Annotated in this window: 14 protein-coding genes; 1 reads left to right on the top strand and 13 read right to left on the bottom strand. The window is 41.7% G+C overall.

Annotation, left to right across the window (positions count from 1 at the left end; translation table 11 throughout):
- Positions 1-166: 166 nt before the first annotated feature.
- Genes OCK74_RS06230 through OCK74_RS06215 form a run of 4 tightly spaced genes read right to left on the bottom strand, consistent with a single transcriptional unit; the run spans position 167 to position 8,451 of the window.
- Positions 167-2,329 (bottom strand): glycoside hydrolase family 32 protein, encoded by a 2,163-nt coding sequence (locus OCK74_RS06230; RefSeq protein ID WP_279296150.1) that lies wholly within the window; start codon positions 2,327-2,329, stop codon positions 167-169.
- Between the two features lie 19 nt (positions 2,330-2,348).
- Complete coding sequence (locus tag OCK74_RS06225; protein WP_279296149.1) at positions 2,349-4,094, bottom strand: RagB/SusD family nutrient uptake outer membrane protein; 1,746 nt, start codon at positions 4,092-4,094, stop codon at positions 2,349-2,351.
- A 29-nt stretch (positions 4,095-4,123) separates the two neighbouring features.
- A complete protein-coding gene (locus OCK74_RS06220) occupies positions 4,124-7,150 on the bottom strand; it encodes a SusC/RagA family TonB-linked outer membrane protein (RefSeq protein WP_279296148.1) in 3,027 nt (1,008 codons plus the stop codon).
- Between the two features lie 44 nt (positions 7,151-7,194).
- Positions 7,195-8,451 (bottom strand): glycosyl hydrolase family 28-related protein, encoded by a 1,257-nt coding sequence (locus OCK74_RS06215; RefSeq protein ID WP_279296147.1) that lies wholly within the window; start codon positions 8,449-8,451, stop codon positions 7,195-7,197.
- Between the two features lie 410 nt (positions 8,452-8,861).
- Between OCK74_RS06215 and OCK74_RS06210 the strand changes: the two genes are divergently transcribed.
- On the top strand, positions 8,862-10,385 hold the full coding sequence (locus tag OCK74_RS06210; RefSeq protein ID WP_279296146.1) for a glycoside hydrolase family 32 protein: 1,524 nt from the start codon (positions 8,862-8,864) through the stop codon (positions 10,383-10,385).
- 98 nt (positions 10,386-10,483) lie between these two features.
- Here OCK74_RS06210 and OCK74_RS06205 read toward each other — a convergent pair whose 3' ends face one another.
- The 9 genes from OCK74_RS06205 to fbaA form a co-directional block, all read right to left on the bottom strand.
- On the bottom strand, positions 10,484-12,001 hold the full coding sequence (locus OCK74_RS06205) for a glycoside hydrolase family 32 protein (RefSeq protein WP_279296145.1): 1,518 nt from the start codon (positions 11,999-12,001) through the stop codon (positions 10,484-10,486).
- Positions 12,002-12,034: 33 nt separating this feature from the next.
- Complete coding sequence (locus OCK74_RS06200) at positions 12,035-13,414, bottom strand: sugar porter family MFS transporter (RefSeq protein ID WP_279296144.1); 1,380 nt, start codon at positions 13,412-13,414, stop codon at positions 12,035-12,037.
- A gap of 55 nt (positions 13,415-13,469) precedes the next feature.
- Positions 13,470-13,982: a peroxiredoxin family protein gene (locus OCK74_RS06195; protein WP_279296143.1), complete on the bottom strand. Its 513-nt coding sequence runs from the start codon at positions 13,980-13,982 to the stop codon at positions 13,470-13,472.
- A 91-nt stretch (positions 13,983-14,073) separates the two neighbouring features.
- On the bottom strand, positions 14,074-15,804 hold the full coding sequence (locus OCK74_RS06190) for a RagB/SusD family nutrient uptake outer membrane protein (protein WP_279296142.1): 1,731 nt from the start codon (positions 15,802-15,804) through the stop codon (positions 14,074-14,076).
- A 20-nt stretch (positions 15,805-15,824) separates the two neighbouring features.
- A complete protein-coding gene (locus OCK74_RS06185; RefSeq protein ID WP_279296141.1) occupies positions 15,825-18,965 on the bottom strand; it encodes a SusC/RagA family TonB-linked outer membrane protein in 3,141 nt (1,046 codons plus the stop codon).
- Positions 18,966-18,976: 11 nt separating this feature from the next.
- Complete coding sequence (locus OCK74_RS06180; protein ID WP_279296140.1) at positions 18,977-19,903, bottom strand: carbohydrate kinase family protein; 927 nt, start codon at positions 19,901-19,903, stop codon at positions 18,977-18,979.
- Between the two features lie 77 nt (positions 19,904-19,980).
- The gene (locus tag OCK74_RS06175; RefSeq protein ID WP_279296139.1) at positions 19,981-21,312 is read right to left on the bottom strand and encodes a sugar porter family MFS transporter; all 1,332 of its coding nucleotides are present in this window, start codon (positions 21,310-21,312) and stop codon (positions 19,981-19,983) included.
- Positions 21,313-21,891: 579 nt separating this feature from the next.
- The gene (gene adhE, locus OCK74_RS06170) at positions 21,892-24,633 is read right to left on the bottom strand and encodes a bifunctional acetaldehyde-CoA/alcohol dehydrogenase (protein ID WP_279296138.1); all 2,742 of its coding nucleotides are present in this window, start codon (positions 24,631-24,633) and stop codon (positions 21,892-21,894) included.
- A 137-nt stretch (positions 24,634-24,770) separates the two neighbouring features.
- Positions 24,771-25,838, bottom strand: a complete 1,068-nt coding sequence (gene fbaA, locus OCK74_RS06165; RefSeq protein ID WP_279296137.1) for a class II fructose-bisphosphate aldolase — start codon at positions 25,836-25,838, stop codon at positions 24,771-24,773.
- Between the last annotated feature and the right edge of the window lie 69 nt (positions 25,839-25,907).

Genomic DNA, 25,907 nt, shown 5'->3' with positions numbered 1-25,907 from the left:
TTAATTTTTTGTTTGACGCTAAATACCTTAATGAAGATAACCAGATATGGATTACAAATCCTTCCTGGGCATTTAAAATGCCTGTTGTAGAAACAACAGGCCTATTATCGATTGCCATATGAACGATTTTCTAACTAATACCTAAAGTTTTAAAGCTAGACTAGAATTAGAAGTCACTTCTATTCTGACTTTTTTTCAATGTCCAAGCTCTTCCCTCTACCAGTTGAATATCACCTCCTTCAGAAAATAGTTCTATATTATTACTTTCTTTATACAATGGAAATATCCGTGTAGTGAATGCATCTTCATGATTGATAAATACCTCCACTACAGAACCATCAATGAACAAATGGATGTTTACTTTCTCATCCTTTTTCAAGGAATAAGTTCCAGAATTATTATTAGCAGGAATTGTTTTTCTTAATGAAGAATGATTCTTATCAACTACAAATTGCTGCTTTTCAAAATCATAATAAACTTTAGTAAACTCTTTTTGTTCAGGGTGCTTACCAATATAGAATCCAAAGCTCTTGCAATGCTTAGGATCAATAGTTATATCAATTTCCTCCTGATGTTTTCCACTACTCAATAATAAAGGCTGATTTGATGGAATATTTGTTGAAGAAAATGGTTTTTCCTCTGCTCTCAATGATCGCAAAACAGGATGTGGTTGCTGGCAAATCTTTCCATTCTTCAAAGTCCATGTCCGTGGCATACTGTACAAATGCGTCCAGCCATTTTCATAAGCGGCTTCTGAAGTGATCAGGTCCGGGATAATGGCAATGGCTGTTGTTCTTCCTTCTGAATCATAGGTAACTGAAGGTGACAGCATTTGGTTGATGATCTCAAGATGCTTAGGTATTTTTTGATCAGGTAAAAACATTTCATTTACGAAATCTCCTACCCAGTACAAAGCATCCGCTGGAATGCCTTTATGCGGAACTCTATTGATCAGCAAGATGTATTTGTCGTTCAATTTCCTAAATACCGGCATTTCCCAAAAGATCCCAGAACTGTCATGGGCCGGATCACCAACAAATAGAGGATGAAGGAAGTTCCAACTTTTCAGGTCATCTGATTTGTACAATAATACAGTCCCTTTTTCCACTTCATTTTCTACCAGGCCGTAGCCAACAATCATATACCAGTAATTGCCTTCTTTGAAAACGTAGGGATCCCTCATATCCGTTCTTGAATAACCTGCGGGTTGTGCCGGCAAAACAGGGTTCCTGTTATATTTTATCCAATCAATCAGGTCAGAGTCTTTAGGAAATGCAAGGCCTATAGCCGTTGACCGCTTACCTCCTGCCGTATAAATGATGGTAGGCATCCCATGATCATCTACAACAACATGGCCAGACCATATGCCGTTTTCATCATATCCCTGCTCTGGAGTTAATGCAGGTTTATGTTCTGTCCAGTTCACCAGGTCCGGACTGCTGAAATGTCCCCAGTTGATTTGGCCAAGAAATAAATTGGATGCATTTTTCTGATTGAAAATATGGTACAAGCCTTTGTAATAAAACAGACCATGAGTTTCGTTTGTCCAGTTAGCGGCTGGCAACAGATGGTATTTGGGCCTGTTGAAATCATCTTTAAACCTGCATTCCGGTATCGCCAGAACAGGAACCTTTCCCGAATAAGCAACAACCTCCTGTTGTAATGTACGCTGATCAATAGCTTTATCAGAGACCTTCAATTCATCAACGATCCCATTTATTACAGTGAGGCCATAGATTCTCAGTTTTTTATCCCTGAAATCCTTACCTACCATCAGTTCACTGCCATTAAATGATTGTGGCAGCGAAAGTTTTATAGGCATTATTATGCCATTGACATAAAGCCACACCTCACCATTACTTTCTGAAATGGCCAGATGCATCCATTTAAATTTTTCTACCCGAAGTTGGGTGGATATATATGAATAAGCATTCTTCTTACCGGTTCCAACGAGCAGTGCACCAAACCTGTCTACAGTTATAGCAATTGAAGTATTGGTGGCAAGGTCCTTTACCCCCAAGAATGCGGCAGTGTCAGTTGGGTAAGACTCCAAAGCAAACCAACCAGAAATGCTATTAACCTCTTTCAATTTGCCACTCAACCAGGTTGTATAACCATCAGTTCGCAAACCTTTACCTTTGATTCCTTCGGTCAATTCAGGACAGCTTCTTACACTGTTTAATTTGAAAGAAAACTTCCCGTCTTGTGACGACAAAGGATCACTTCCATCAAAACTCCAGGTATATTGTGCTTCTGCATTGAAACAAAAGCTGATTGCGGAAGCAACAATAATGAAGATGTTTCGTAATAAACGGTTATTCAGATTCATGACACTCTTTTTCCTGTTATCAATTATATCCTGGATTTTGCTTGTACAGACCACCAGAAAAATTGATCTGTGCCTGAGGTATCGGGAAGTATTCATCGCGTCCTTTAACAAACTGGGCATCCTTCAGGTATGTTCTTAATTGTTTTTCTTTGGCAAAATATTCCTGATTCAATACCTGGTCGGCAATGCCCCAACGTACCAGGTCAAAGAAGCGTTCTCCTTCCATAGCCAATTCCAGCTTGCGCTCAAAACGTAAAGCCTTCCTGGCGTAATCCTGAGTCCATACGCAATTCACACCTGGCTGATATTTATCAATCCTGTAATTAGCAGCGTAATCAGTAGCACTCGTATTATTCCAGGCCAGAACGTATTTACTACTTTTTGCCCGTGTTCGTACTTCATTGATCAAGTTTACGGCTTCGTCCTGACGCCCTAATTCAATCAATGCTTCTGCCTTCCATAACAATACATCAGCATAACGGATGATAGTAAAGTTGAGGGCTGAGCCACCCCAAGGCCAACCTTTCACCATGTAAGGTGATTCAGGAGATACCAGAAATTTTTTAGTTGCATAATAACCATAAGTAGCAGGCTCTCGAGCCCAGTCTTCAGCATATGGCGAAACCGTGAAATTCTTCCAGCGGATGCCGATACGACCAACTGTAAAGTCTAAACGAGGATCAACACTATTTGTAAAACCATCCTGAACGGTCATCAAATTGCTTTTGTTGTAAGTATCAAATTGGGGAAGGCCATTGGCATCTGTTTTATAGGAGTTTACCAGGTTTTGACTTGGCTGGAAGAAGCCGTCGCCGCTATAAGCAGGCCCCTTTGGGGCATTGAGCAAATTGCTCCAGTTGATGCGGCCATTAGGTGTTCCGTCACCTTTTGAATATTGAACAGCAAATACAGACTCCTTGCCGTTGTCATATTCTGCCATTGATAGTTTTTGAAAATCATCTAGTAAGCCATAGCCCCCATTGGCTATTACCTCATCGCATACCGCTATCACCTGGTTCATCAAATTGGCATCGACACTTGTTTTTTGGTTCTGCACGTTTTGTTGATAAGCTCTGTATAAAGTTACTTTTGCCTGGTAAGCTTTGGCTGCATACTTAGTGACACGTCCTGCCTGTGGTTGGGTTACAGGAAGTAAATCAGCTGCATCGCTCAGTTCTTTGGCAATTTTCTCCAGAATCTGGTCACGTGTAAATTCATCATTAGAGATCTTTACATAATCTTCGGGAGCCACATTCTCATCGAAGTAAGGGATCTTATTGAACAAACGGTTTAATTCAAAAAAGTAGTGTGCACGCAAAAACTTCATTTCTCCCAAACGAGAGTTCTTTAAAGGGACTTCTGCTTCACTTACTGCATTTAATCTGCGAATGGCATTATTGGCGCGTTCTACACTACGATATAAATGGAACCATTTACGGTCTAACAAGCCATTGGTAGCAAAAACACCTGTAAAAGTTTCAAAGGCATGATATTCCCAGATATCACCAATACCGCCTCCTCCTTTGTAAGCAGTTTCTGCTCTTACATCGCCATAGATCCAATTGGTGGTAGGTGAAAGGAAAACCAAATTATCACCTTCAGGGCCTGCCAGTGCGGCATAGGCTGATACACAAAGGGCTTCAATACCATCAGGTGTGTTTAATAATTCATCACTCAGTTTACCTTGTGGTTTGCTATCCAAAAAATCTTTTTTACAGGCAGTAAATAACAACATTACTGCAAGTAGTATATAGCTATATTTCATAGTTCTTTTGTTTGTTGGTGGGTTAACAATTAAAATCCGAAGTTGAATCCAAATGTGAAGGTGCGGGGTATAGGATAGAGATAGCCAAGAGCTTCGGGATCAGCACCGGAATATTTGGTAATGGTAAACAGGTCCTGTCCTTGCAAATAAACCCGCATGTTTCTCATCTTCAGTTTATCAGATAAGTTCCTGGGTAACGTATATCCCAGTTGAATGTTCTTCAATTTAACGTAAGAGCCACTTTCGATAAAGTAATCAGAGCCCCTTCCTTCATCATTTCTGTTGACTGCGGTCAATGCAGGTATGCTTGAATTGAAATTAGTAGTAGGATCCCATGCATTTAAAAGGGCTGTACCATGGTTCCCTGTCCAAAGCTGGAAGAAATCAGTATAGTATTTGGAATTATTCCATGCATCCCTTACCATTCCATTCAGGAAGAAGGCAAAATCAAAAGACTTGTATGTAAGCCCAACATTCAAGCCGCCGATGAATTTAGGCTGGTCAGAACCTAACCATACACGGTCATTATCATTGATGATCTTATCGCCGTTTACATCCACATAACGGATTCTTCCCAATCCCTTTCCTGGCTGATTGATGCCGTCACCCAATTCATCCTGTGTGCGGTACAGGCCATTTGTTTTGTATCCCATCCAGGAACCGAAAGGTTGTCCTACAATTGTTTGATCCCTTCCATTACCTCCACCCCAGGTATAGTAGATGTCTTCGGGTAAAGAAGTGATCTTGTTTTTATAGGCCGTAGCTGTAAAACTTACATCATAACTCAATTTACTATTGATGCGGTCACGCCAGGTTATGACACCTTCGATACCGTTATTTTTCATAGAAGCACCATTGTATGCCATATAACCACCCTCACCCATAATCGCGATGTAAGGTCTGTCAATCAGCATGTCTTTGGTATCTTTCAAATAGTAATCCAGTGTGAGTGCAAGACGATTGTTCAATATGGATAAGTCCATACCAAAGTTGGTTTGCGTTGTCACTTCCCATTTCACATTTGGGCTGCCTGTGCGGTCCTTGATGATACCACTCGGAATAACACCTTGGTTGATACCACTCAAATCATATCCTGCTAACACCAGGCTGGTCACATATTTGGTATAGGTAGCTTCATTATCCAGCAGATCATTACCATTTTGCCCCCAGCTGGCTCTTAATTTCAGTGAAGAAATAAAATCTACATTCTTTAAGAAGTTTTCTTCACTAACCTGCCAACCTGCAGAGACTGCTGGGAATACCCCTGCATTGTTGTTCTTACCAAATCTTGAAGAAGCATCCCGTCTTACTGTACCAGAAAGCAGGTAACGGTTGTTAAAAGCATAGTTCACTTTTCCGAAATAAGAAGTAACGGCTGTGCGTGAAGCAAGTCCTCCGTTTGTTTGCTTACCACCACCTGCACTTAAATACCTGTAATCAAGAGCCTGGATCAAATAATCTTCACGATTGGCTTCTAACCACTCACTAGTTGTTTCCTTTGCCTCTGTACCAGCAAGTGCGTTGATAGAATGTTTGTTCAGGTTTACATTGTATGCCAGCGTATTGGACCAGATCCACTCCCTGTCATTGTCATTCCTGGTGGTCAAACTGTTTTTATCAACTGTACGATCACCTTCCTGCCATTTGGGACTAAAGGTGGAATAAAATCCGGTCCTGTAATTCAAACCGAAGTTGGAACGGAATACCAGATTTTTTAGGGGTTCTGCCTCGAAGTACATGTTACCGAAAATGCGCCATTGGTCATTCCTGTTGTCTTTTGCTTCATTCAATAGACGAATTGGGTTGGGCTTATCGCCTAAGCCTTGGGTTGGTCCGGCATATCCTCCATTGATATCATAAACCGGGATCAGGGGATGTTGGGCAATGGTCAGTTCCTCTATACCAGCCGGTTTTAATTTCTCTTTCCATTTACTAATGTTTATGTTTTCGCCAATTCTTAAGTGGTTCTTCAGAAAACTGTAATCAGAATTGAAGCGAACGTTGATACGAGTGAAATTGGTATTTTTAATCAATCCATTCTGATCAAAATAGTTAAGGGAAAAGGTTGAAGATCCATTTTCACCTCCCCGAGAAACACCAACATTATAGTTTTGCTGTAATGAAGTCTGGTATACTTCATCTGCCCAGTTGGTATTGCCGGAGCGGATAGTTTTCTTCAAATCAATATATTCCGGAATCACAGGTGTTAGGCCACTACCATAAAGGTCGTGCCTGGGTTGCACACCATCATTCTGATAGGCTTTCCAGTAAACATCTCCCCATTGCTGGGCGTTCAGCATAGCAATACCTGTATGAAAAGTTTGAGCAGTGAACTGAGCATCGAAGTCAACTTTTGTTTGGTGCCTGGAGGCTTTCTTGGTGGTAATAATGATCACGCCATTGGCAGCCTGCGTACCATATATTGAAGCAGAAGCAGCATCTTTCAATATTTGAATAGACTCTACGTCATTCGCGTTTAACAAAGTGGCGATATTGGCACGGGTTTGCACGCCGTCAACTACATACAATGGGGTATTGTTGTTGATGGTAGTGATACCTCTTATAGCAACACTTGTGCCCACACCACCTGGGGTTCCATCAGAAATGATATTAACACCGGGAACCCTGCCTTGTAATGTTGACATCACATTACCAGTAGGAATAGATGCCACGTCTTTCATCTTAACTACAGAGACTGCACCTGTAATATCTTTCTTCTTTTCAGCGGAGTAACCGGTTATCACCACTTCATTAAGGTTAGTAGTGGAGTGAAGAAGTGCTACAGATAAATTGGATCTATTTCCAACCTGAACTTCCTGTGTTTCCATTCCAACATAAGTAATATTCAATATTGCATTTTGATTGGGGATGGAAAGTGAATAACTTCCATCAGGACCTGTCTGTGTAGCTATTTGAGTACCTTTTACAGTTACTGTTGCACCCGCAACAGGCAGTTTTGTTTCACCATCTGTTATTTTTCCGGTGATCTTTTTTTCCTGTGCCCATGTATTAAAGGCAAGCAGAATCGCTAAAAGAGAGGTGACAAGCTTTCGCATAATAGTTGATTTTTGATTGATAAAAAATATTACGGATGATACATTCAGTATTTGACATACACCTTTGAGACATCACCATCCACATATACCTTAGAGTAGGGAACACAATTAAAAATCTCAGAGGTTTCATTTACATAAAAAACTCTTGAACTTGAGACATCATTGATCTTTAGATTTTGATAGCGGTTACCAGATCCACTTTCGGATCGAATGGTAACCGGGTTGCTGGATGGATTCGCCCAATTGCAGGCAATTGAATTACTGCTAATGAGATGATTGTCACCTGATACCCTGATCACTCCATAATCATTCAGTTTTCCTCTTAATTGCCTGGCAGTATCTCCAGGAACTCTTAACCAGCAAACATTACTGCTCACCAGGTTTGAATGGCCGCCATTCACTTCAATCATGCCCACATAATAGCTCTGAAAATTATTGGAGGAAATATTTGCGTAACGGGTATTGTTCAATTGAAGGTTCACATCACCATCCGGGTACACGTGATTAGATGTAAAATTGAAATTTTCCTGATTCGTTAAATTCACAGTAATGCCACTGGGCTGGGCACCAAGCTGACAATTTGTGATCATATTCTGAATCCCATTCTTCATTTCAATGCTGTTTCTGCATTCAGAGATCCAGCATGTACTAATGATCATAGCATCTGCAGCTTCAGCATAAATTCCTATGTTTAAATTAATGCCAATAACATTTTCGATACGAACGCCATCATTATCCTGCACAATACTAATTCCCGTACCTTTTGTACCCTGACCACCAGAAATCAGCAGGTTTTTAATTACCAGACCTGATATTCTGTTTTTCCGGCCATTGACATCAGGTTGTGAAGGCACATGAATGCCTATTGCAGTATTTCCTAGTAGCAACTTACTCCCTCCTCCAGGCTGCTGCACGCCAGAACTCCCAATGTCTACATTACTACGCAAACCTGGATTCAGGCCCTGGATCGTGATAAAATTCCTGCTGACAACTATCGGATTATTGAGTAAGAAATCACCCTCAGGTATTACAATAGTACCTCCGGCTGCCGGCATTTTCAGAATCAAATCATTGATGATGCTCGAGCAATCTGTTTTGCCATCGCCCTTTGCACCGAAATTTGTGATTATGAACTCAGGAGAATTGATATTGCTGCTGTCCTTAGATTCATAAACTTTTTCAATTACAGTCTTTTTACAACTTGCAGCAGCGATCAAAACAAAAATGGCAAAAACAAAAATTAAGACACTGAACTTTTCTAAGAATAAACTGATACTAAGGCAAGTAGTTGTTTTTTTCATATAGCAGGGAAACATGAAGCAATTTTACTCCAGCCATTGACACTTGACTAACCATTATTGTTTCAAAAAATTCTTTTATCATAACGACACGTTAAAACCTATACACTATTGATTAACAACAACAAATGAAAATAAAATAAATACTATAATTAAACAGTCTTTCGATTCTGTAACTCAATGTTTTAAAATTGTATCATCCAACAATGAAGAGTACCCACTCTTTTTAATTTATTCACATACTTTATTGTTGATGTGAAATTCAAAGTCAAAAACGAGCAGAAAATAATATACACTCTTAAGATAAAAGCTAGTCTTCCTGCAAGCTGCAATAATTTTAAAACAGAATGAAACAGGATTGAAAAAGGAGAATAATGCAGGAATTTATTTTGCCTAAAACAATTCTTGTTATAATGAAAAAGAGCAGTTTACTACTACCCTTAGGCCTTGCTTTAGTTATAGGTGCTTGCAAGGTGAATAAACAGTCAGTGCAAAGCAACATTTACCAGGAAGAGCATAGACCTCAATTTCACTATTCCCCTCAAAAAAATTGGATGAATGATCCTAATGGTATGGTATATTTTGATGGGGAATATCACTTGTTTTACCAGCACGATAACTATGAAAATGTTTTCGGCAATATGTCATGGGGACATGCAATTTCCAGGGACCTGATTCATTGGCAAGAACAGCCGAAAGCAATTGTACCTGACAGTGATAGTTTAGGGATGATATTTTCAGGAAGTGCAGTTGTAGACAAAAACAACTCTGCCGGATTTGGAGCCAATTCATTGGTAGCATTTTATACCAGTACTAGTCCCAAGCAGCAACAGAGCATGGCATATAGTACTGATAAAGGGAGGACATGGACAAAATATAAAGAAAACCCTGTTATTAAAAATGAAGTAGGAGATCAAATTCCTGATGACTTTAGGGATCCTAAAGTGATGTGGCACAAGGAAAGTCAAAAGTGGATCATGTCATTAGCAGTTAAAGATCATGTAGAATTCTGGTCATCAAAGAACTTAAAAGAATGGACAAAAGAGAGTGAATTTGGACAAGCCATAGGATCTCATGACGGCGTATGGGAATGTCCAGATCTTTTCGAATTGCCTGTAGATGGTAATACAAACAATAAAAGGTGGATATTATTAGTAAGTATGAACCCAGGAGGCCCCAATGGCGGCTCTGCAACCCAGTATTTCATAGGTAACTTTGATGGCAAATATTTTACAATACTTCAAACAGGTATCCGTTGGGTGGATTACGGAACTGATAATTATGCGGGAGTGACCTATTCCAATATGGAGAACAGAGCCATTGCTATTGGATGGATGAGTAATTGGCAATATGCAGGAAAGGTTCCAACACAACCTTGGCGGGGAGCCTACACTTTTCCGAGGAAATTAAGTTTAAAAACTGTAGACAACATTATTTTCCTAACATCTGCACCAGTAAAAGAATTGGATAAAATAGTTACTAATACTCGATCAATGCAGAATGTTGATGTAAAAGGAAGTTATGACTTACCAGCAGATATAAAAAGTTTTAAGGGTAAACTTCTATTCCAATTAGCAAGCGAACAAATAGAGGAATATTCTATTGTTTTATCAAATGACCGGGGTGAAGAAGTGGTTGTAGGTTTTGATAAACAAGCCAACCAGTATTACATCGATAGGACAAAGGCCGGTAAAACTGACTTTGAAAAAGGTTTTGGCAAAAGACACATTGCACCTCGTTTAACTAAAGACAATCATACAGATGTAACTTTACTTTTTGATGCTGCTTCCGTAGAGTTATTTGCTGATAACGGATTGACTATTATGACGGATATCTTTTTCGTAAATAAAACCTTGAGTAAGATTTCTATCAAATCTGCAAATGGGCTCAATATTAAAGAACTCAATTACTCGGGGATAGAAAGGATCTGGAAATGAAGTTTTGAAACTTTTATAACATAAGCTAGACATGAAAAAGAGCGTTAGATAATCATAACGCTCTTTTTCATGTCTAATGTGCTATATCTCCCATTCCTTTACTTCATTGTACTATTCAGCTGTGCATAATTGAGTTTTCTGATCAAAACACCATCTGCAGATTGAATGCTTATTTTATTGAAAGGCTTTGTTGGAAAGAATATTTCTGTCATCACGCTCAAGCCATCATCGGCAAACATTTCAACTGAGCTTACGTCAACCACTAGCGTCATATCCATTTTGCTGTTCTTTAAAAAGCGCGGTGCAACATGCCTGGCTGCAAATTCCTTATGAAAATCAACCTTACCTGATTTAGTGCGATCAATAAAATACTGACTGTTGTTATGATCATATCCAATCAACACTTCTTCACCCTTATCATTGGAAAGCACTATTGAAAAGTCTGCAGCTTTATCCATGTTCAGATCAATGCGGCAAGGAATAGATACTTGTCCAACTTTTGTCGAGAGGTCAAATGGTTTTGTAACATTTAGATTTTGAAGCGCAACAGATTTGGATTGTATTTTGGTCAACTCTTTTGAGGGGCTTGATACAACCAGTAAATTATTGTCTATTTGTTTCAACCCCAGATCCCGAGGTATAGTCATGGCACTTCTCCATTTTTCTGTGGGCACTTTATCTGCATACAACCAGTTACTCATCCACCCAAGGAATATTTTTCGACCTCCTGTATTAGAATAGGTGATACCGGCATATTCATCCGGACCATAATCCAGCCAACGGGTAGCGGTATCTGAAGGGGTAAAGGTTGTACCATCAAAATCGCCCAGGAAATACTGTGTTGCAGAGCCGCCATTAGGGCCACCAGGGTTTAGATTTACAATCAGCACCCAGGTCTTTTTCCCATTATGATCCAGTGGAAATAAATCGGGGCACTCCCACACACCACCATGTGCTCCAAGCTTATCGCCGAACTCACTTTCTTTCTTCCAGTTTTTTAAATCAGGAGCAGAATAAAAGGTGATGCGGTCTTTTGTGGCTAATGTCATCACCCATTTTTTCTGTGGCTCATACCACATCACTTTAGGATCACGGAAATCAACAATACCAGGATTTTTCAGGACCGGATTACCCGCATATTTTGTCCATGTTTTTCCATTATCGAGGCTGTAAGCAATACTTTGATTCTGATAATCATTTCTTCCTTTCTTTTCTCCTGTAGTGTCATGGTGTGTGAAGATAGCTACCAAAGGTATCTGTCCATTTTTGCCAAAGCCAGAGGTATTGTTTTTATCCACAACAGCACTACCGGAAAATATATATCCCAAAGTATCAGGATACAGGGCAATGGGTTGGTGTTGCCAGTGCATGAGATCAGTACTGGTAGCATGTCCCCAATGCATGGGCCCCCATACAGTAGCTCCCGGATAGTATTGATAAAACAAGTGGTAAGTACCATTATGATATACCATACCATTGGGATCATTCATCCACTTTTCTTTTGGCGTAAAATGAATTTGAGGCCGGTACGGCTCCGCATAAGATGTTTGTGCGTCAGCACCAGAAAAAACAAATTGTATCAGTATTGTTAGTATAAATAATTTACTTCTTTTCATATAAGATTATTATTCTAAGGGTGTATTTAATCTTTATTGAATGCCCAGTTCCTTCTGTATTTGTTCCAGTGATTTGCCTTTGGTTTCCGGCATTACCCTCCAGATAAAAATGAAGGAGAGCAGCATCATTACACTGTAAAATATAAAGGAATAAAAGCCTCCTTTTGGACTACCTTCCACGATGACAGGAAACGTCCATGAAACCAAAGCCGCCATAATCCAATGTGTAAAACTGCCAAGTGAACCACCTTGTGAACGGACCGAGTTGGGAAATATTTCGGAAATGAAAACCCAGATCACAGCACCTTGTGAAAAAGCAAAGAAGGCAATAAATCCAATGAGGTATGCAATCACCGCAGCACCACCGCCACCAGGACTGTTAAATGCAAAGGCCGTTAGTGCCAGGAAAACAATCATACCGGCAGCGCCGATCAACAATAGTTTCTTACGGCCAAACTTATCGATCACACTCATGGCAATCAATGTAAACAACAAGTTTGCAGCGCCAATATATACAGATTGTTGAAAAGCATTGGCCTTATCAAAACCGGCCATTTCAAAAATGCGGGGTGCATAATAAATCAGCGCATTGATCCCACTCAATTGGTTGAACATGGCCAACAATACAGCATATAATATTGGCTTATTGTACTTACCATTAAACAGACTTTCTTTCGTGCCATGCCTACTGAGTTCATGTTCTTCTTTGATAAGCGCTAAAGCATTATGTTCACCTGTTTTGGCGAAGATGGCACGGGCTTCCTCATCCCGGTTGTTCAAAACCAGCCATCTCGGACTTTCAGGAATGGTGCGCAACAAAATGGCAAATAATAATGCAGGTACAGCCATCACTCCTAACATCCATCGCCAGGCATCGTCACCAACTCCTCTCAATAATACATTCACCAGGTAAGCAATTAAAATACCGGTTACTATATTGACCTGGAAGGAACCGGCAAGTCTGCCCCGGATCTTTGCCGGAGCAATTTCAGATATATACATCGGCCCTACAACAGAAGAGGCTCCCACTGCTACACCTCCAATAAAACGAAACATGATGAACAGGCTCCAGACCGGAGTAAAGGCGCACCCCATAGCTGATAGCAGGTACATGAACGCAATCACTGTCAATACTTTCTTTCTTCCATAACGCTGTGCAGGAATTCCTGCAATAATAGACCCGATCACTGTTCCAATTAGAGAAGACGCAACTGTGAACCCCAACCAGCCGGAGCTCAGATGCCACAGTTCCTGAATGGTTTTCTCTGCTCCCGAAATCACGGCAGTTTCAAAGCCAAAAAGAAAGCCACCTAAGGCTGCAATCAGAGAAGCCCGGACAGCATAACCTGTTGCTTTTGGAGTTTCACTTGTCTCTAAAGCTGTTCCACCAGTTTTATTTGTTTCTACATACATAATGTTTAGGTTTATAAGGTAAATATCTTTTGAAAGGAATAAGGTGTAAGGCTTTCTATTTCAGCTGATAAAGACTATTTGACAACTCCTTTAAGGGAACATTCCTGGTATAAGATTTTACCAGGTTTCCATCTTTATCGTGCAAAGCAGCAAATGGCATTTCCATTAAATTGTAATAGTTACGCACAAGAAAGGTCATCCCTTCAGTTCCAACTACCAGGTTGGAAAATCTTTGAACCTCATATTCCTTGTTAAATTGAGCAACCCGATCCACAGGTAGATAGGTGATCATAACAATTGATGCCTTCTTAAAATCTTCAGCACTTTTAAAGAATTCATTCATTAACTTTTGACAGTGATCACAATCCGGGGAAAAATAAACTAGTAAAATAGGTTTCCCTACAGGCAAGTTTTCTGCTTTATACAATTTCCCATTTGCTTGCATGATCCTAAATGGCGGAAGCTTTCTGGATTTAACAGAAGTCTGAGCACTTGCTATTGCAGAAAACAATAATACTGCTGCGAACAATGCAAGGATGAATTTTATCACTGAAAATTCTTTCTTCATAATGGTTGCATATCGTTATGATAAAAGAAAATTTTACTGATCTCAACTCCGGCAATTTAAGAATGCCTGAATTGAGATCAGCAATTTACTATTAATAACCCGGGTTCTGTGTATATACACCTTTGGTAAAATCAATTTCCTTTTGCGGAATAGGAAAATATTCGTCCCTGCCCTTGGTAAACTTGGCAGCAGAAAGATACGTTCTCCTTGTTTTTTCAACAGCAAGGTATGCGTTCAATGTTTCAGCTGCAATACCCCAACGCACCAGATCGAAAAACCGCGGGCTTTCCATCGCGAATTCCAGTCTCCTTTCCCACTGTAAAGCTTTACGGGCATTGGCCTGTGTCCAATTAATATTGACACCATCCTTATAATCCTCAATCCGATAATTGGAAGGAGCTGTACCATTTGCCAATCGTGTTCTTTGCGTGCTGCTTTTAGCTCTTGCTCTTATTTGGTTAATCAGCGGTAAGGCTTCACTCTGCCTGCCTAACTCAATCAAAGCTTCAGCTTTCCAAAGAAGCACATCAGCATACCGGATAATGTCGATGTTTTTTGCGCTTCCATAGAAAGGTCCTACTTTTTTAAAACTTGGACTGGTAGCTTCCTGTTGCTCTTTCATGTTTCCAAAACTACCATATAAGGCTGCAATCCGTTCCCAACTGTGATCGTAACGAATATTTGGATTGTATTTAAAAGGATGTCCCTGTATACCTACTGTATGATCAATACGAGGATCAACTGGAGCTCCATTCGTAGTAAGATCAGCATCTGTCAACGCAACATCATTGAAGGAATCAAACTGAGGCAGACCATTAGAACCTGTTTTAAATGCATTCACCATGTTTTGGGATGGAATGTGGAACCAGCAGCAACCATACTGGGGCGCCAGGCTATAATTGAGACTGGTAGCCATACTTAAACGACCAATACTTGTTCCATCGTTAATAGAGAATTGGACAGCAAAGATGGATTCAGGCCCATTGTCAAACCCAAACAGGAAGTTCTCCGCGAAATCAGGCTGCAAACTGTATTTACCAGAATTGATAATTTCTGTGGTCAAATTAACCACTTCGTTAAGCCTGTTCTTGTTAATATTTGTTACATTATTGTTCTCATCCTGTTCATATGCCTGGTACAAGCGCACCTTGGCTAAATAAGCCTTAGCGGCCCATTTATTAGCCCTGCCCACCTGAGACTGCGTTTCCGGTAAGTTATCAATTGCAAATTGAAAGTCTTCAGCAATCTTATCCCACAATTGATCATTGGAATACTTGCGGTTAGATGTAGCTAGTATTTCAGCTTCTGAAAGCTTTTCATCAATATAAGGAATGTGCTTAAAGAGCAGCTTCAGGAAAAAATGCATATGGCCTCGCAGGAAGCGCGCTTCAGCCTGGCGTACTGCTTTATTGGACATCTCAGCTGTCGTTAATTTCTCCAATTGCTGCAACGCAAAATTTGCCCTGGAAATAGCGCCATAAGCCCTTGTCCATGTGTTGTTTGCATTACCAATTGTGGTGGGGGTAACCAGGTTATATTGCTCATAAGTATTGTATTCGCCAACATCGCCAACACTGCCACCGCCTTTATACGCATCATCTGAACGAACGCTTCCATAAGCCCACATGCTAGTGATTGAGCCATCCCAAAAATCATTTCCAATAGCAGCATAGGCAGCAGTTACCAATGCATCCACTTTATCAGGAGTCTGAAGCTGGTCTATTGTTAGTGTACCTTTCGGTTCAAAATCAAGATATTTCTTGCAGCCGGCAAACGATACAACTGCTGATACCAATAATATCTTAATGAAATTATGTTTCATGATTAATAGCTGTTTAAATGTTAAAAAGTCAGGTTAGCGCCAAGAGTGTACGTAGTAGGTTGAGGCCAGTTTGCGAATCCGCCAATCCTTTCTGGATCTTTACTCAAATATTCATTGCTTTTGATTGCAAAAAGGTTTTGACCAATAAAGTAGAAACGCAATGTTTCCATTTTTACCTTGGAAGTAACTGATTTTGGCATGGTATATCCTAATTGAACATTCCTTAATTTGAAATACGAACCATTGACCATAAAGAAATCAGAAGTCCTGAATTCATCATTACTATTCACAAGCGATAACATCGGGGTGTTCGAATCTGGATTTTTCGGCGTCCAGGCATCCAGAACACCAGGACCATTGTTTTGATTCACTGCGGCGAAAGAATTAAACTGCCTGGCCGGATCAAAGCCGGTCTTACCTGCTACACCAGATCCGAAAATGGACAGATCAAAGTTTCTATAGTCAAGGTCTATCCTGAAACCATATTCAAGGCTTGGTAACAATGTGCCTAACCAGTCTTGATCGAGGGCATCTATTTTATTATCACCATTAAGGTCTACATATTTTATCCTGCCAATACCTTTACCTGTTTGGGCTGCGTGCTTATCCACTTCTTCCTGGCTTTTGAAAATACCGTCTGTTTTATAACCGAAAACAGAAAGCTGTGAGTGGCCAACAATGGTTTTCTCCACATTGCCAGGGTAGGCAGTACGCACTTCTTCCGGCAACTCGGTTATTCTATCTTTAAAATGGGCGGCATTACCACTGATGCTATAGTTTAATTCACCAATTTTATTATTGTATCCTAACAGAAGTTCCCAACCTTTATTGTTCTTCGAAGCACCGTTCAGCCACTTAACGCGGCCTTCACCAACAGCACCTGCAATAGGTGGCTGGATTAATATATCTTTAGTTTTCCTGGTGAAATAATCAAACGAACCGGTTATTTTTTCATTGAATAAACCGAAATCCACGCCCACATTCAATTCGTCTGTTGACTCCCACTTCAGGTTTTGATTTTCGCCCTGTACTTGTACATAGCCAGAAGGCAGGGTACCCTGGTTGAGCCCGTTAAGATCATAGGCAGAACCTACATTCAACCATTGCCCCGGGAAACCAACGCCATTATTATACAAGGTTCCATAGTTCGTTTGATACAAGCCAAAGCGGGCAGTGTTACCGATCTCCTGGTTGCCTACACGGCCAATACCTGCTCTCAGTTTAAGGTTGGAAACGTAATCGATATTCTTAAAGAATTCTTCATTATTAATTCTCCAGCCAAGGGTAAAAGCCGGGAAAAAGCCATATTGGTTTTCGGTACCAAAGCGGGAAGATCCATCACGTCTTAAAGTGGCTGATGCCAAATATTTGTCTCCAAAAGCGTAATTGACTTTACCAAACAAAGAGAACAAGCGATAACCAGTAGCCGATCCATTATTGGTGCTTCGCCCTGTACCAGCATCCAGAACATAATAATCTTCATCTTCTACAGCAAATCCTTCCCTAAATGCGCCAAAGCCCTGGAAATCTTCGCGGATAGATTCTGTCCCTAACAAAGCATTGAGTTTATGCTTGTTCTGTAATGTAAACTGGTAATTGGCCGTATTGGTCCATGTTAATGTAATGTCATTACCCTGTTGCTCTGACAAGCTATTTACCGACCTACTTAAAAAACCTTCCACGAAAGCAGGCTCTATGTTTTTAAATAACGAATTGGTATAGTCGGCACCAAGACTCGTTCTTAGAACTAAACCTTTAACAGGTGTGATTTCAGCATACACATTACCCAATATATTCAACCTGTTGTTTTTATCCCACCTGTTGATATACTGCATATGAACAGGATTATTCCTGTCTGAATAACCGGCTCCTATAGGACCAGCATAAGTTCCATCTGTTCTGAATACAGGGATAGTTGGAGCTAATGTTACGGCCAGTTCAGGTGTAGCCACGCCTCCCAAGTCATTAGAGGCAAGGGTCTCTGATGATCTTGCCAATTGTATATTCTCCCCAACCTTTACTTTGCCGTCTAAAAAAGTTGTATAAGCATTAACACGGGTAGTATAGCGATGGTAATGTGTATATACCAGCATACCTGTGTTTTTATAGTACCCAAGGTTTACGAGTAAACTGCTTTTGTTCGTTCCGGCTGTTAGAGAAAGGTCGTACTGTTCAATAATGGCTCTTTCATAGCTGGCATCCTGCCAATTGGTATTACCTGCAGGCTGGAGCGTATCTCCGCCTACATATGGAGCAATATTTACTTTATTCAGAACAGGATTGTTGTAATCGCCGTTCCAGTCGTATGTATAGATGGCGTTATTGGGATTGGTTTTGTCATTTACAGCCGCTTGCCAGAGCGCTCGTCCCCTTCCTTCGGAAGATAGTGCGTCTTCCCGCCAGGGTTTCTCAGTTTGTGTTGAAACGCTAGCGTTGAATTGAACACTTACCCGCTCCTGACCAGCCCGTCCTCTTCCATCCTTTGTTGTAACAATGATCACTCCATTCGAAGCCCTGGCACCATATATAGATGCGGCAGAGGCATCTTTTAACACTTGTACAGATGCAATGGCGCTTGGATTGATACTGCCAAACACCATCGGATCCTTTGTTGGTATCCCATCAATGATATAAAGCGGATTGGGATCACCCAGCGTATTCAGCCCCCTGATCAACACTTTACTGTTACTGCCATTAGGTTGCCCTGTTGCCTCAACATAAAGGCCGGGAACTCTGCCCTGTAAGGCCCGCATAGGGTTCCCGGTAGGGATGTCCTTTACTTCAGAGAGACTAACTACGGAAACCGCCCCGGTTAGATCTGCTTTCCGTTGTGAAGAATAACCGGTAACTACTACCGTGTTTAAGGCTTTGGGTTGTTGTGTCAGTTGAATATTTAGTTCGGCCGAATTTCCTACAACCGTCTCCTCCTTTTCATACCCAATAAATGAAACAACCAGTACAGGATCTGCAGTAGTAAGAATCATAGCGAAACTACCGTCTGCCTTTGTTAAGGCGGCATTGGAAGTTCCCTTTTCTGCAACACTGGCACCTGCAAGTGGCTCACCTGTAGTGTTTGTGATTTTTCCTGAAACTGTTCTTTGTTGTGCAATCGCGCAAAGCGATAACAAAAGAACAGTCAGTAAATAGACAAGCTTTCGCATAATTGAAGTTTTTAAATTGATGAAATGGATTGCTGTTTTGAATAAGTATGCATCATGGCGTGGATCTCAGAAGTTTCATATTGAGGACATCCGCCCGACTTGGAGGCTATAAGGGCTCCGGCACCGCAGGCAAAGGACAAAGCTTGCTGACTGGCTGCTCCTTTGATGATTTGATGGATAAAACCAGCAAGAAAGGCATCACCGCTGCCGATGGTATCAGCAACCTGTACATGATAACCCGGATGACGGCTCACTGAATCGTTTTCCAGCAGCATTGCCCCTTCATCACCCAAGGTCACAACCACTGTTTCAATATGAAAGCGGTCCTGCAACAGCTTCATTCTGTCTTCTGCGTGCAGAAATTTGCTGTACCAACTGGTAATCAATTCCAGTTCAGCATTGTTCAGCTTCAAAATATCAGCCTTACCCAATAAGTACTCAACCAGCGAACGGTTGAAGTGCGGTGGCCGAAGGTTGATGTCCAGAACTTTGGCATTTGCGATATCGAGCAATTTGTAAAGCGTATCTCTGGATACCTGATCACGAGAGGTAAGTGAACCATAAACAAAAAATTTTGACTGTTTTACGGATTCGTTTAACTGGTCATCCCACTGAATAAAATCCCAGGCAGCCGGTTGTACGATGTCATATATCATTTCATTCTGAGCTTTCAACTTAGCGTACACCAGCCCTGTGGAATGGTTGTCATCTACCTGGATATAATCTGTAGAGATATTGTTTTGAGAAAGCAGTTCCACCAGCTTTTCGCCATATTCATCTTTACCAATCCTGGTAATCATTGCCGGGTTTGTCCCCAGCTTTTTCAAATGATAAGCAACGTTCATGGGCGCACCACCCGGAAGTGCCTTATCCGGTAAAATGTCCCAGAGCACTTCACCAAAACACACCACATCACGTTGTAATAAAGAAGGTTTCATGATTTAGAGTTTTAGAGCATTTAAAAATCTGTACGGAGTTCATGAGTAATCAGTGATGATTCATTACTCGTTAACCATTAATGCAGAACCAGTGTCTGTTCAATTTGCTCCAGCGATTTTCCCTTTGTCTCTGGCATCACCTTCCAGACAAAAAGCAGTTGCAGGACCATCATCACACAGAAGAATAAAAATGTATGGCCGCCGCCCAGTTTTTCTGCCAGCATTGGAAAAGAAAAGGCAACCAGGGCTGCCATCACCCAGTGTGTGGTACCGCCTAATGTTTGGCCCTTGGCTCTCACATGGTTAGGAAAGATCTCAGAGATGAACACCCATATTACCGCGCCCTGACTGAAAGCAAAAAAAGCAATGTAAACCAACAGGAAGACCGTCACACCCCAGCCATTAAAGTTTTTAGCGTAAAAGGCTTGTGCTACTAGTCCCAAAGTGGCGATAAGTCCTAAAGAACCAATGAACATGAGTTTCCTGCGCCCGATTTTATCGATGAAGTTGATAGCAAGAAGTGTAAACAGAAAGTTCACTGCACCGATACCTAAGGTAGACAAAAGAGAATAACTTCTGCCCAACCCGGTCATTTCAAAAATGCGAGGTGCATAATAAATAATCGCATTAATACCAGATAACTGGTTAAATACCGCAAAGGTTACTGCCAAAAAGATGGGGAATTTGTATTTGCGCGAAAGTAAATTGCTACTATAACCCTGAGCTTCCCCTGCCAGATTTGTATTTTTAATACTTTCGACCTCTGCATTATAACTATCAGGGCTTACTACTTGTAAAATAGCCCTGGCTTCTTCGATTTTGCCTTTATAGGAAATCAGCCAACGAGGACTCTCAGGCACAAGTTGAAGCAATACCAGGAATAATAAAGAAGGGAAAGCTTGTACACCTAACATCCACCTCCAGGCAGTCGCACCTTCCTGCCCAATCAAGTAGTTGGATAAATAGGAAAACACAATGCCTAATACAATATTAAATTGGAATAAGGCCACCAGTCTACCACGTTTTTGCGCTGGAGCAATTTCAGATATATATACGGGAGCAGTTACAGAAGAGGCACCTACGCCTAATCCTCCTGCAAAACGGAATAGTAGAAATAAATACCAGTTAGTGGCTAAGGCAGTACCTAGAGAAGAAAGAAGATAAAGGGCAGCAATGATCATGAGGGTAGACCTTCTGCCCAATACATCAGAAGGAATACTTCCTAAAAGGGAACCAAGAACAGTACCTATTAAAGCTATGGAAACAGTTAAACCATGTTCGACAGGCGAAAGATTCCAGTATTTCTGGATAGATTGTTCCGCACCAGATATGACCGCAGTGTCAAATCCGAACAAAAAGCCGCCTAAAGCAACAATCAGGCTCCACAGGAAAACTTTTCTTTTGTTCATACGACAAGCAAAATTTCCAGCAATCTTACACCTCCAGACCTGCGGAACCCTAGCAATTTTGTATCAAAACCTTGTATGGAGAAGAAATCGTTAAGAAAAATACAAAACATTGATTTTCAAACCCCTAAATAACATGCTTATATTAATAACTTATCTGGGTTTCATTTTTGTATCCAATTATTCCAATATTGTTTCAGTTTTAGTAACAAGCAAACTGACTTCAGATCATATACTAAAAGAAAAAGCCCCTTGTAGAAACAAGAGGCGTCTAACGATTGCTTGCCATATGAAAATTCTTACAATATATTAAACTAACGATTGGCTTTCTGACCTCTGTTAGTAGTTGTTCTATTCTAATTTTCAATACAAAGATACGGTATAGCTTAAACGATTAAACTAATCAATTGTTAAGATAATTGCTAAAAGTTGCTGATAGTTAATAAAAAAGCCCTTCCGTAGAGACGGAAAGGCGTGCTGTTTTTCTATGAAAATGAAGAGTGAACTCTTTTTAAATAGAGGGTCAGCAGCACTTTGGGCTGCCGCCCTCTTGTTGCACTATGCTATGCTTCTGTCTTATAATTAAGCATCCACGGCTTCTTCTGCTACTTCCAATACGGCTTCTGTTTTAGGAGCCCTACCTTCATAAGCATTGATGTAAAGCTGTTTAAGCTCAGAAATCAAGGGATACCTTGGATTAGCTCCTGTACACTGATCATCAAAGGCTTGTTCACTCATATCATCCAAAGTGGCAATGAACTTTTCTTTGGCAATGCCATACTCCTTGATAGAAGCCGGAATACCAACCTTCACCTTCAGATCCTCAATAGCCGCAATGAGCAATTCAATTTTTTCAGCATCGGTAGTTCCACCCAACTGCAAATAATCTGCGATACGGGCGTATCTCCATTTTGCATTGGGATACTTGTACTGCGGGAAAGCAGCCTGCTTTCTTGGGTTGTCCACCGCATTGAAGCGCACCACTTCGGTGATCAACATGCCATTCGCTACTCCATGTGGCACATGGTGGGTAGCCCCCAGCTTGTGGGCCAAAGAGTGACAAATACCTAAAAATGCATTAGCAAACGCCATCCCGGCAATGGTGGCCGCATGGGCCATCTTTTCTCTTGCCTTTATATTGGTAGTGCCTTCGCTATAGGCTGCAGGCAGGTACTTGAAGATCAGCCGGATGGCTTCCAGGGCCAGTCCATTGGTATACTCAGAGGCCAGTACTGACACATAAGCCTCGAGTGCGTGTGTGAGGGCATCAATACCGGAAGCGGATGTCAAGCCCTTAGGCATTTTCATCATTAGCTCTGCATCCACAATGGCGATGTCGGGCGTTAATTCGTAGTCAGCCAAAGGATACTTAATAGAAGTCTTTTCGTCGGTGATCACCGCGAAAGGTGTTACCTCAGAACCGGTACCTGCTGATGTTGGGATGGCCACAAACATTGCCTTTTCACCCAATGGCGGGAAGGGATACACTCTTTTCCTGATGTCCATAAAGCGCATGGCCAAGTCTTCAAAGCGCACCTCCGGATGTTCATACAACACCCACATGATCTTGGCTGCATCCATAGGTGAGCCACCACCAAGCGCAATCACGGTATCAGGCTGGAAGGAGATCATTTCCTCTGCTCCTTTGCGGGCAGTAGCCAGGGTAGGATCCGGAGCCACATCAAAGAAAATTTTGTAGTCGATTGCGAGCTCTTCCAGTACTTTAACCACTGGTTCAATGAAGCCCAGCTCATAAAGCACCTTATCGGTCACAATGAATGCTTTCTTTTTGCCCAGATCTCTCAGCTCCCTGAGGGCTACCGGCATACAGCCATATTTAAAGTAGATCTTCTCGGGTACGCGGAACCATAGCATGTTTTCTCTTCTGTTGGCCACACTCTTAATATTTAATAAATGCTTTACTCCTACGTTCTCTGAAACGGAGTTACCACCCCAGCTTCCACAGCCCAAAGTAAGGGAAGGAGATAATTTAAAGTTGAAGATATCACCAATAGCCCCTTGAGATGAAGGCATGTTGATGATGGTTCTACCGGTCTTCATGGCAGCGCCAAAGCGTTCCACGCGATCAATAGATTTTACAGGATCTGTATAGAGCACAGATGTGTGTCCAAAGCCACCCAGCTCTACGAGGCGCACGGCTTTTCTGAGTGCCTCATCAAAGTTTTTAGCCTTGTACATGGCCAGTATTGTGGAGAGCTTTTCATGGGAGAAGGGCTCTTCATGCTCTACAGAATCTACCTCACCAATGAGCACCTTGGTCGCTTCGGGCACTTCAAAGCCTGCGAGTTTGGCAATTTTATAGGCACTCTGACCCACGATGTTAGCGTTTAGCACACCGTTGACCAAAATGATTTGTCTTACTTTATCCAGTTCATCACCTTTGAGCAGGTAAGCCCCTCTTTCATCAAATTCTTTTTTAACTTCTTCATACACTTCCTCTACTACAATGACGGATTGTTCGGAGGCGCAGATCATACCATTGTCAAAGGTTTTGGACAGAAGGACTGAGTTGACGGCCATTTTGAGGTGGGCAGTTTCATCAATGATGGCAGGGGTGTTACCGGCGCCTACTCCAATGGCAGGCTTACCGGAGGAGTAAGCGGATTTCACCATACCTGGACCGCCGGTGGCTAAAATGAGGTCAGCTTTGCTCATCACCAGTTGGGAGAGTTCTACGGAAGGTTCATCGATCCAGCCGATAATGCCTTCGGGGGCGCCTGCTTTCACGGCAGCATCGAGGACAAGCTGAGCGGCGGCAATGGTGCTTTTCTTTGCCCTTGGATGGGGAGAGAAGATAATGCCGTTGCGGGTTTTGAGGCTGATGAGGGCCTTGAAGATAGCTGTGGAGGTGGGGTTGGTGGTGGGCACCACGGCAGCGATCACGCCAATAGGTTCTGCTATTTTGGTGATGCCGAAGGCTTCATCGGTTTCAATGACGCCACAGGTTTTTTCGTTTTTATACTGGTTGTAGATGTATTCGGATGCGAAGTGGTTTTTGATCACCTTGTCTTCGACCAATCCCATCCCGGTCTCGGCTACGGCCATTTTAGCCAACTGGATGCGGGCGTTGTTGGCAGCGATGGCGGCCTGACGGAAGATCTCATCCACCTGCTCTTGACTATAGGTGGAATACTTTTTCTGCGCTGCACGAATCTGGTCAATGCGTTGCGAAAGCTCCTGAAGATTTGTAACTCTCATACTGTTTGTGTTTTGTAGGGAGGAAGTAGGTCCCTGCGGGGCAGCCTCCTGCTGTACTTCTTTTTCTTGCTGTACCGCTTTGCCCTTCCTCTTTTTGGTTGACATAACTTTTTACTAAATGTTTTTTTAAGAAAAATATCATCGGATTTCGTTTTATAATGATGCCTCGAAGAGGCGGTGATGCTGTTACCAGGTATTTTGTTTCACCTGCACAATCGCAGGTGAAACAAACTTTATTTTATTTATGCGTTTCTGTTGATGCAGTTGAGGTCTTCAAAAGACTGTGTCAATCTTTTTACGAAGTTTTCCTCTCCTTTGCGCAGCCATACGCGGGGATCGTAGTGCTTTTTGTTGGGCTTGTCAGCACCTTCAGGATTACCTAATTGTCCTTGCAGGAAGTCTTCATACTTTTTATAGTTGTTCAAAATGCCTTCCCAGAATGCCCACTGCAGATCCGTATCCAGGTTCATTTTGATAGCACCATATTCAATCGCTTCCCTGATCTGACGCTGAGGAGAGCCGCTGCCGCCGTGGAACACAAAATATACAGGCTTTTCACCGGTACCATAGTTTTGACGGATGTATTCCTGGCTGTTCTTCAGGATGATGGGCCTCAGCTCCACATTACCAGGGCTGTACACACCATGTACATTACCAAAAGCAGCAGCAATGGTAAATAGATTACCTACCTGTTTCAGGTGTTCATAGGCATAGGCCACTTCCTGGGGCTGGGTATATAATTTGTCGTTTTCTACTCCACTGTTATCCACACCATCTTCTTCACCACCGGTTACACCCAGTTCGATTTCAATGCCCATACCTAAGGGCGCCATGCGCTTATAGAAGTTCACTGAGGTTTCAATGTTTTCTTCAATAGGTTCTTCAGAAAGGTCCAACATGTGGGAAGAGAATAAAGGCTGTCCTTTTTCTTTAAAGAATTGGGCACCCGCGTCAATCAGTCCACTCACCCAAGGCAGCCACTTTTTGGCGGCATGGTCAGTGTGCAACACCACGGGAACGCCATAATATTTAGCAACATTATGTACGTGCAGGGCACCAGAAATGCCACCTGCTATATTGGCCTGCAGATTGTCATTAGGCATACCCTTACCTGCAATAAATTGCGCTCCGCCGTTGGAGAATTGGATAATAACAGGAGAATTTACTTTGGCAGCTGTTTCCAGGGTAGCATTGATTGTATTGGTGCCGATGGTATTTACTGCAGGCAAAGCAAACCCATTCTCTTTGGCATCCTTATAGAGTGCTTCCAGCTCTTTGCCATATAAAACACCAGCTTGGTATTTTTTCATTGTCTTTTAATTGATTTTAAAGTTTGTTGATTGATTTATTTGATTGATTGTATTGGTTTATTTAATCCA

It is taken from the genome of Paraflavisolibacter caeni (assembly GCF_025628885.1).
GTDB lineage: Bacteria > Bacteroidota > Bacteroidia > Chitinophagales > Chitinophagaceae > Flavisolibacter > Flavisolibacter caeni.
Note: the sequence above shows the minus strand (reverse complement) of the source record. Positions and strands in the feature narration are given on the sequence as shown.

Bases quoted from the DNA above. Each gene is read 5' to 3' on its own strand.
- fbaA (WP_279296137.1), bottom strand. From the start codon at position 25,838: ATGAAAAAATACCAAGCTGGTGTTTTATATGGCAAAGAGCTGGAAGCA.
- OCK74_RS06210 (WP_279296146.1), top strand. From the start codon at position 8,862: ATGAAAAAGAGCAGTTTACTACTACCCTTAGGCCTTGCTTTAGTTATA.
- OCK74_RS06200 (WP_279296144.1), bottom strand. From the start codon at position 13,414: ATGTATGTAGAAACAAATAAAACTGGTGGAACAGCTTTAGAGACAAGT.
- OCK74_RS06190 (WP_279296142.1), bottom strand. From the start codon at position 15,804: ATGAAACATAATTTCATTAAGATATTATTGGTATCAGCAGTTGTATCG.
- OCK74_RS06215 (WP_279296147.1), bottom strand. From the start codon at position 8,451: ATGAAAAAAACAACTACTTGCCTTAGTATCAGTTTATTCTTAGAAAAG.
- adhE (WP_279296138.1), bottom strand. From the start codon at position 24,633: ATGTCAACCAAAAAGAGGAAGGGCAAAGCGGTACAGCAAGAAAAAGAA.
- OCK74_RS06185 (WP_279296141.1), bottom strand. From the start codon at position 18,965: ATGCGAAAGCTTGTCTATTTACTGACTGTTCTTTTGTTATCGCTTTGC.
- OCK74_RS06205 (WP_279296145.1), bottom strand. From the start codon at position 12,001: ATGAAAAGAAGTAAATTATTTATACTAACAATACTGATACAATTTGTT.
- OCK74_RS06225 (WP_279296149.1), bottom strand. From the start codon at position 4,094: ATGAAATATAGCTATATACTACTTGCAGTAATGTTGTTATTTACTGCC.
- OCK74_RS06175 (WP_279296139.1), bottom strand. From the start codon at position 21,312: ATGAACAAAAGAAAAGTTTTCCTGTGGAGCCTGATTGTTGCTTTAGGC.
- OCK74_RS06220 (WP_279296148.1), bottom strand. From the start codon at position 7,150: ATGCGAAAGCTTGTCACCTCTCTTTTAGCGATTCTGCTTGCCTTTAAT.
- OCK74_RS06230 (WP_279296150.1), bottom strand. From the start codon at position 2,329: ATGAATCTGAATAACCGTTTATTACGAAACATCTTCATTATTGTTGCT.
- OCK74_RS06195 (WP_279296143.1), bottom strand. From the start codon at position 13,982: ATGAAGAAAGAATTTTCAGTGATAAAATTCATCCTTGCATTGTTCGCA.
- OCK74_RS06180 (WP_279296140.1), bottom strand. From the start codon at position 19,903: ATGAAACCTTCTTTATTACAACGTGATGTGGTGTGTTTTGGTGAAGTG.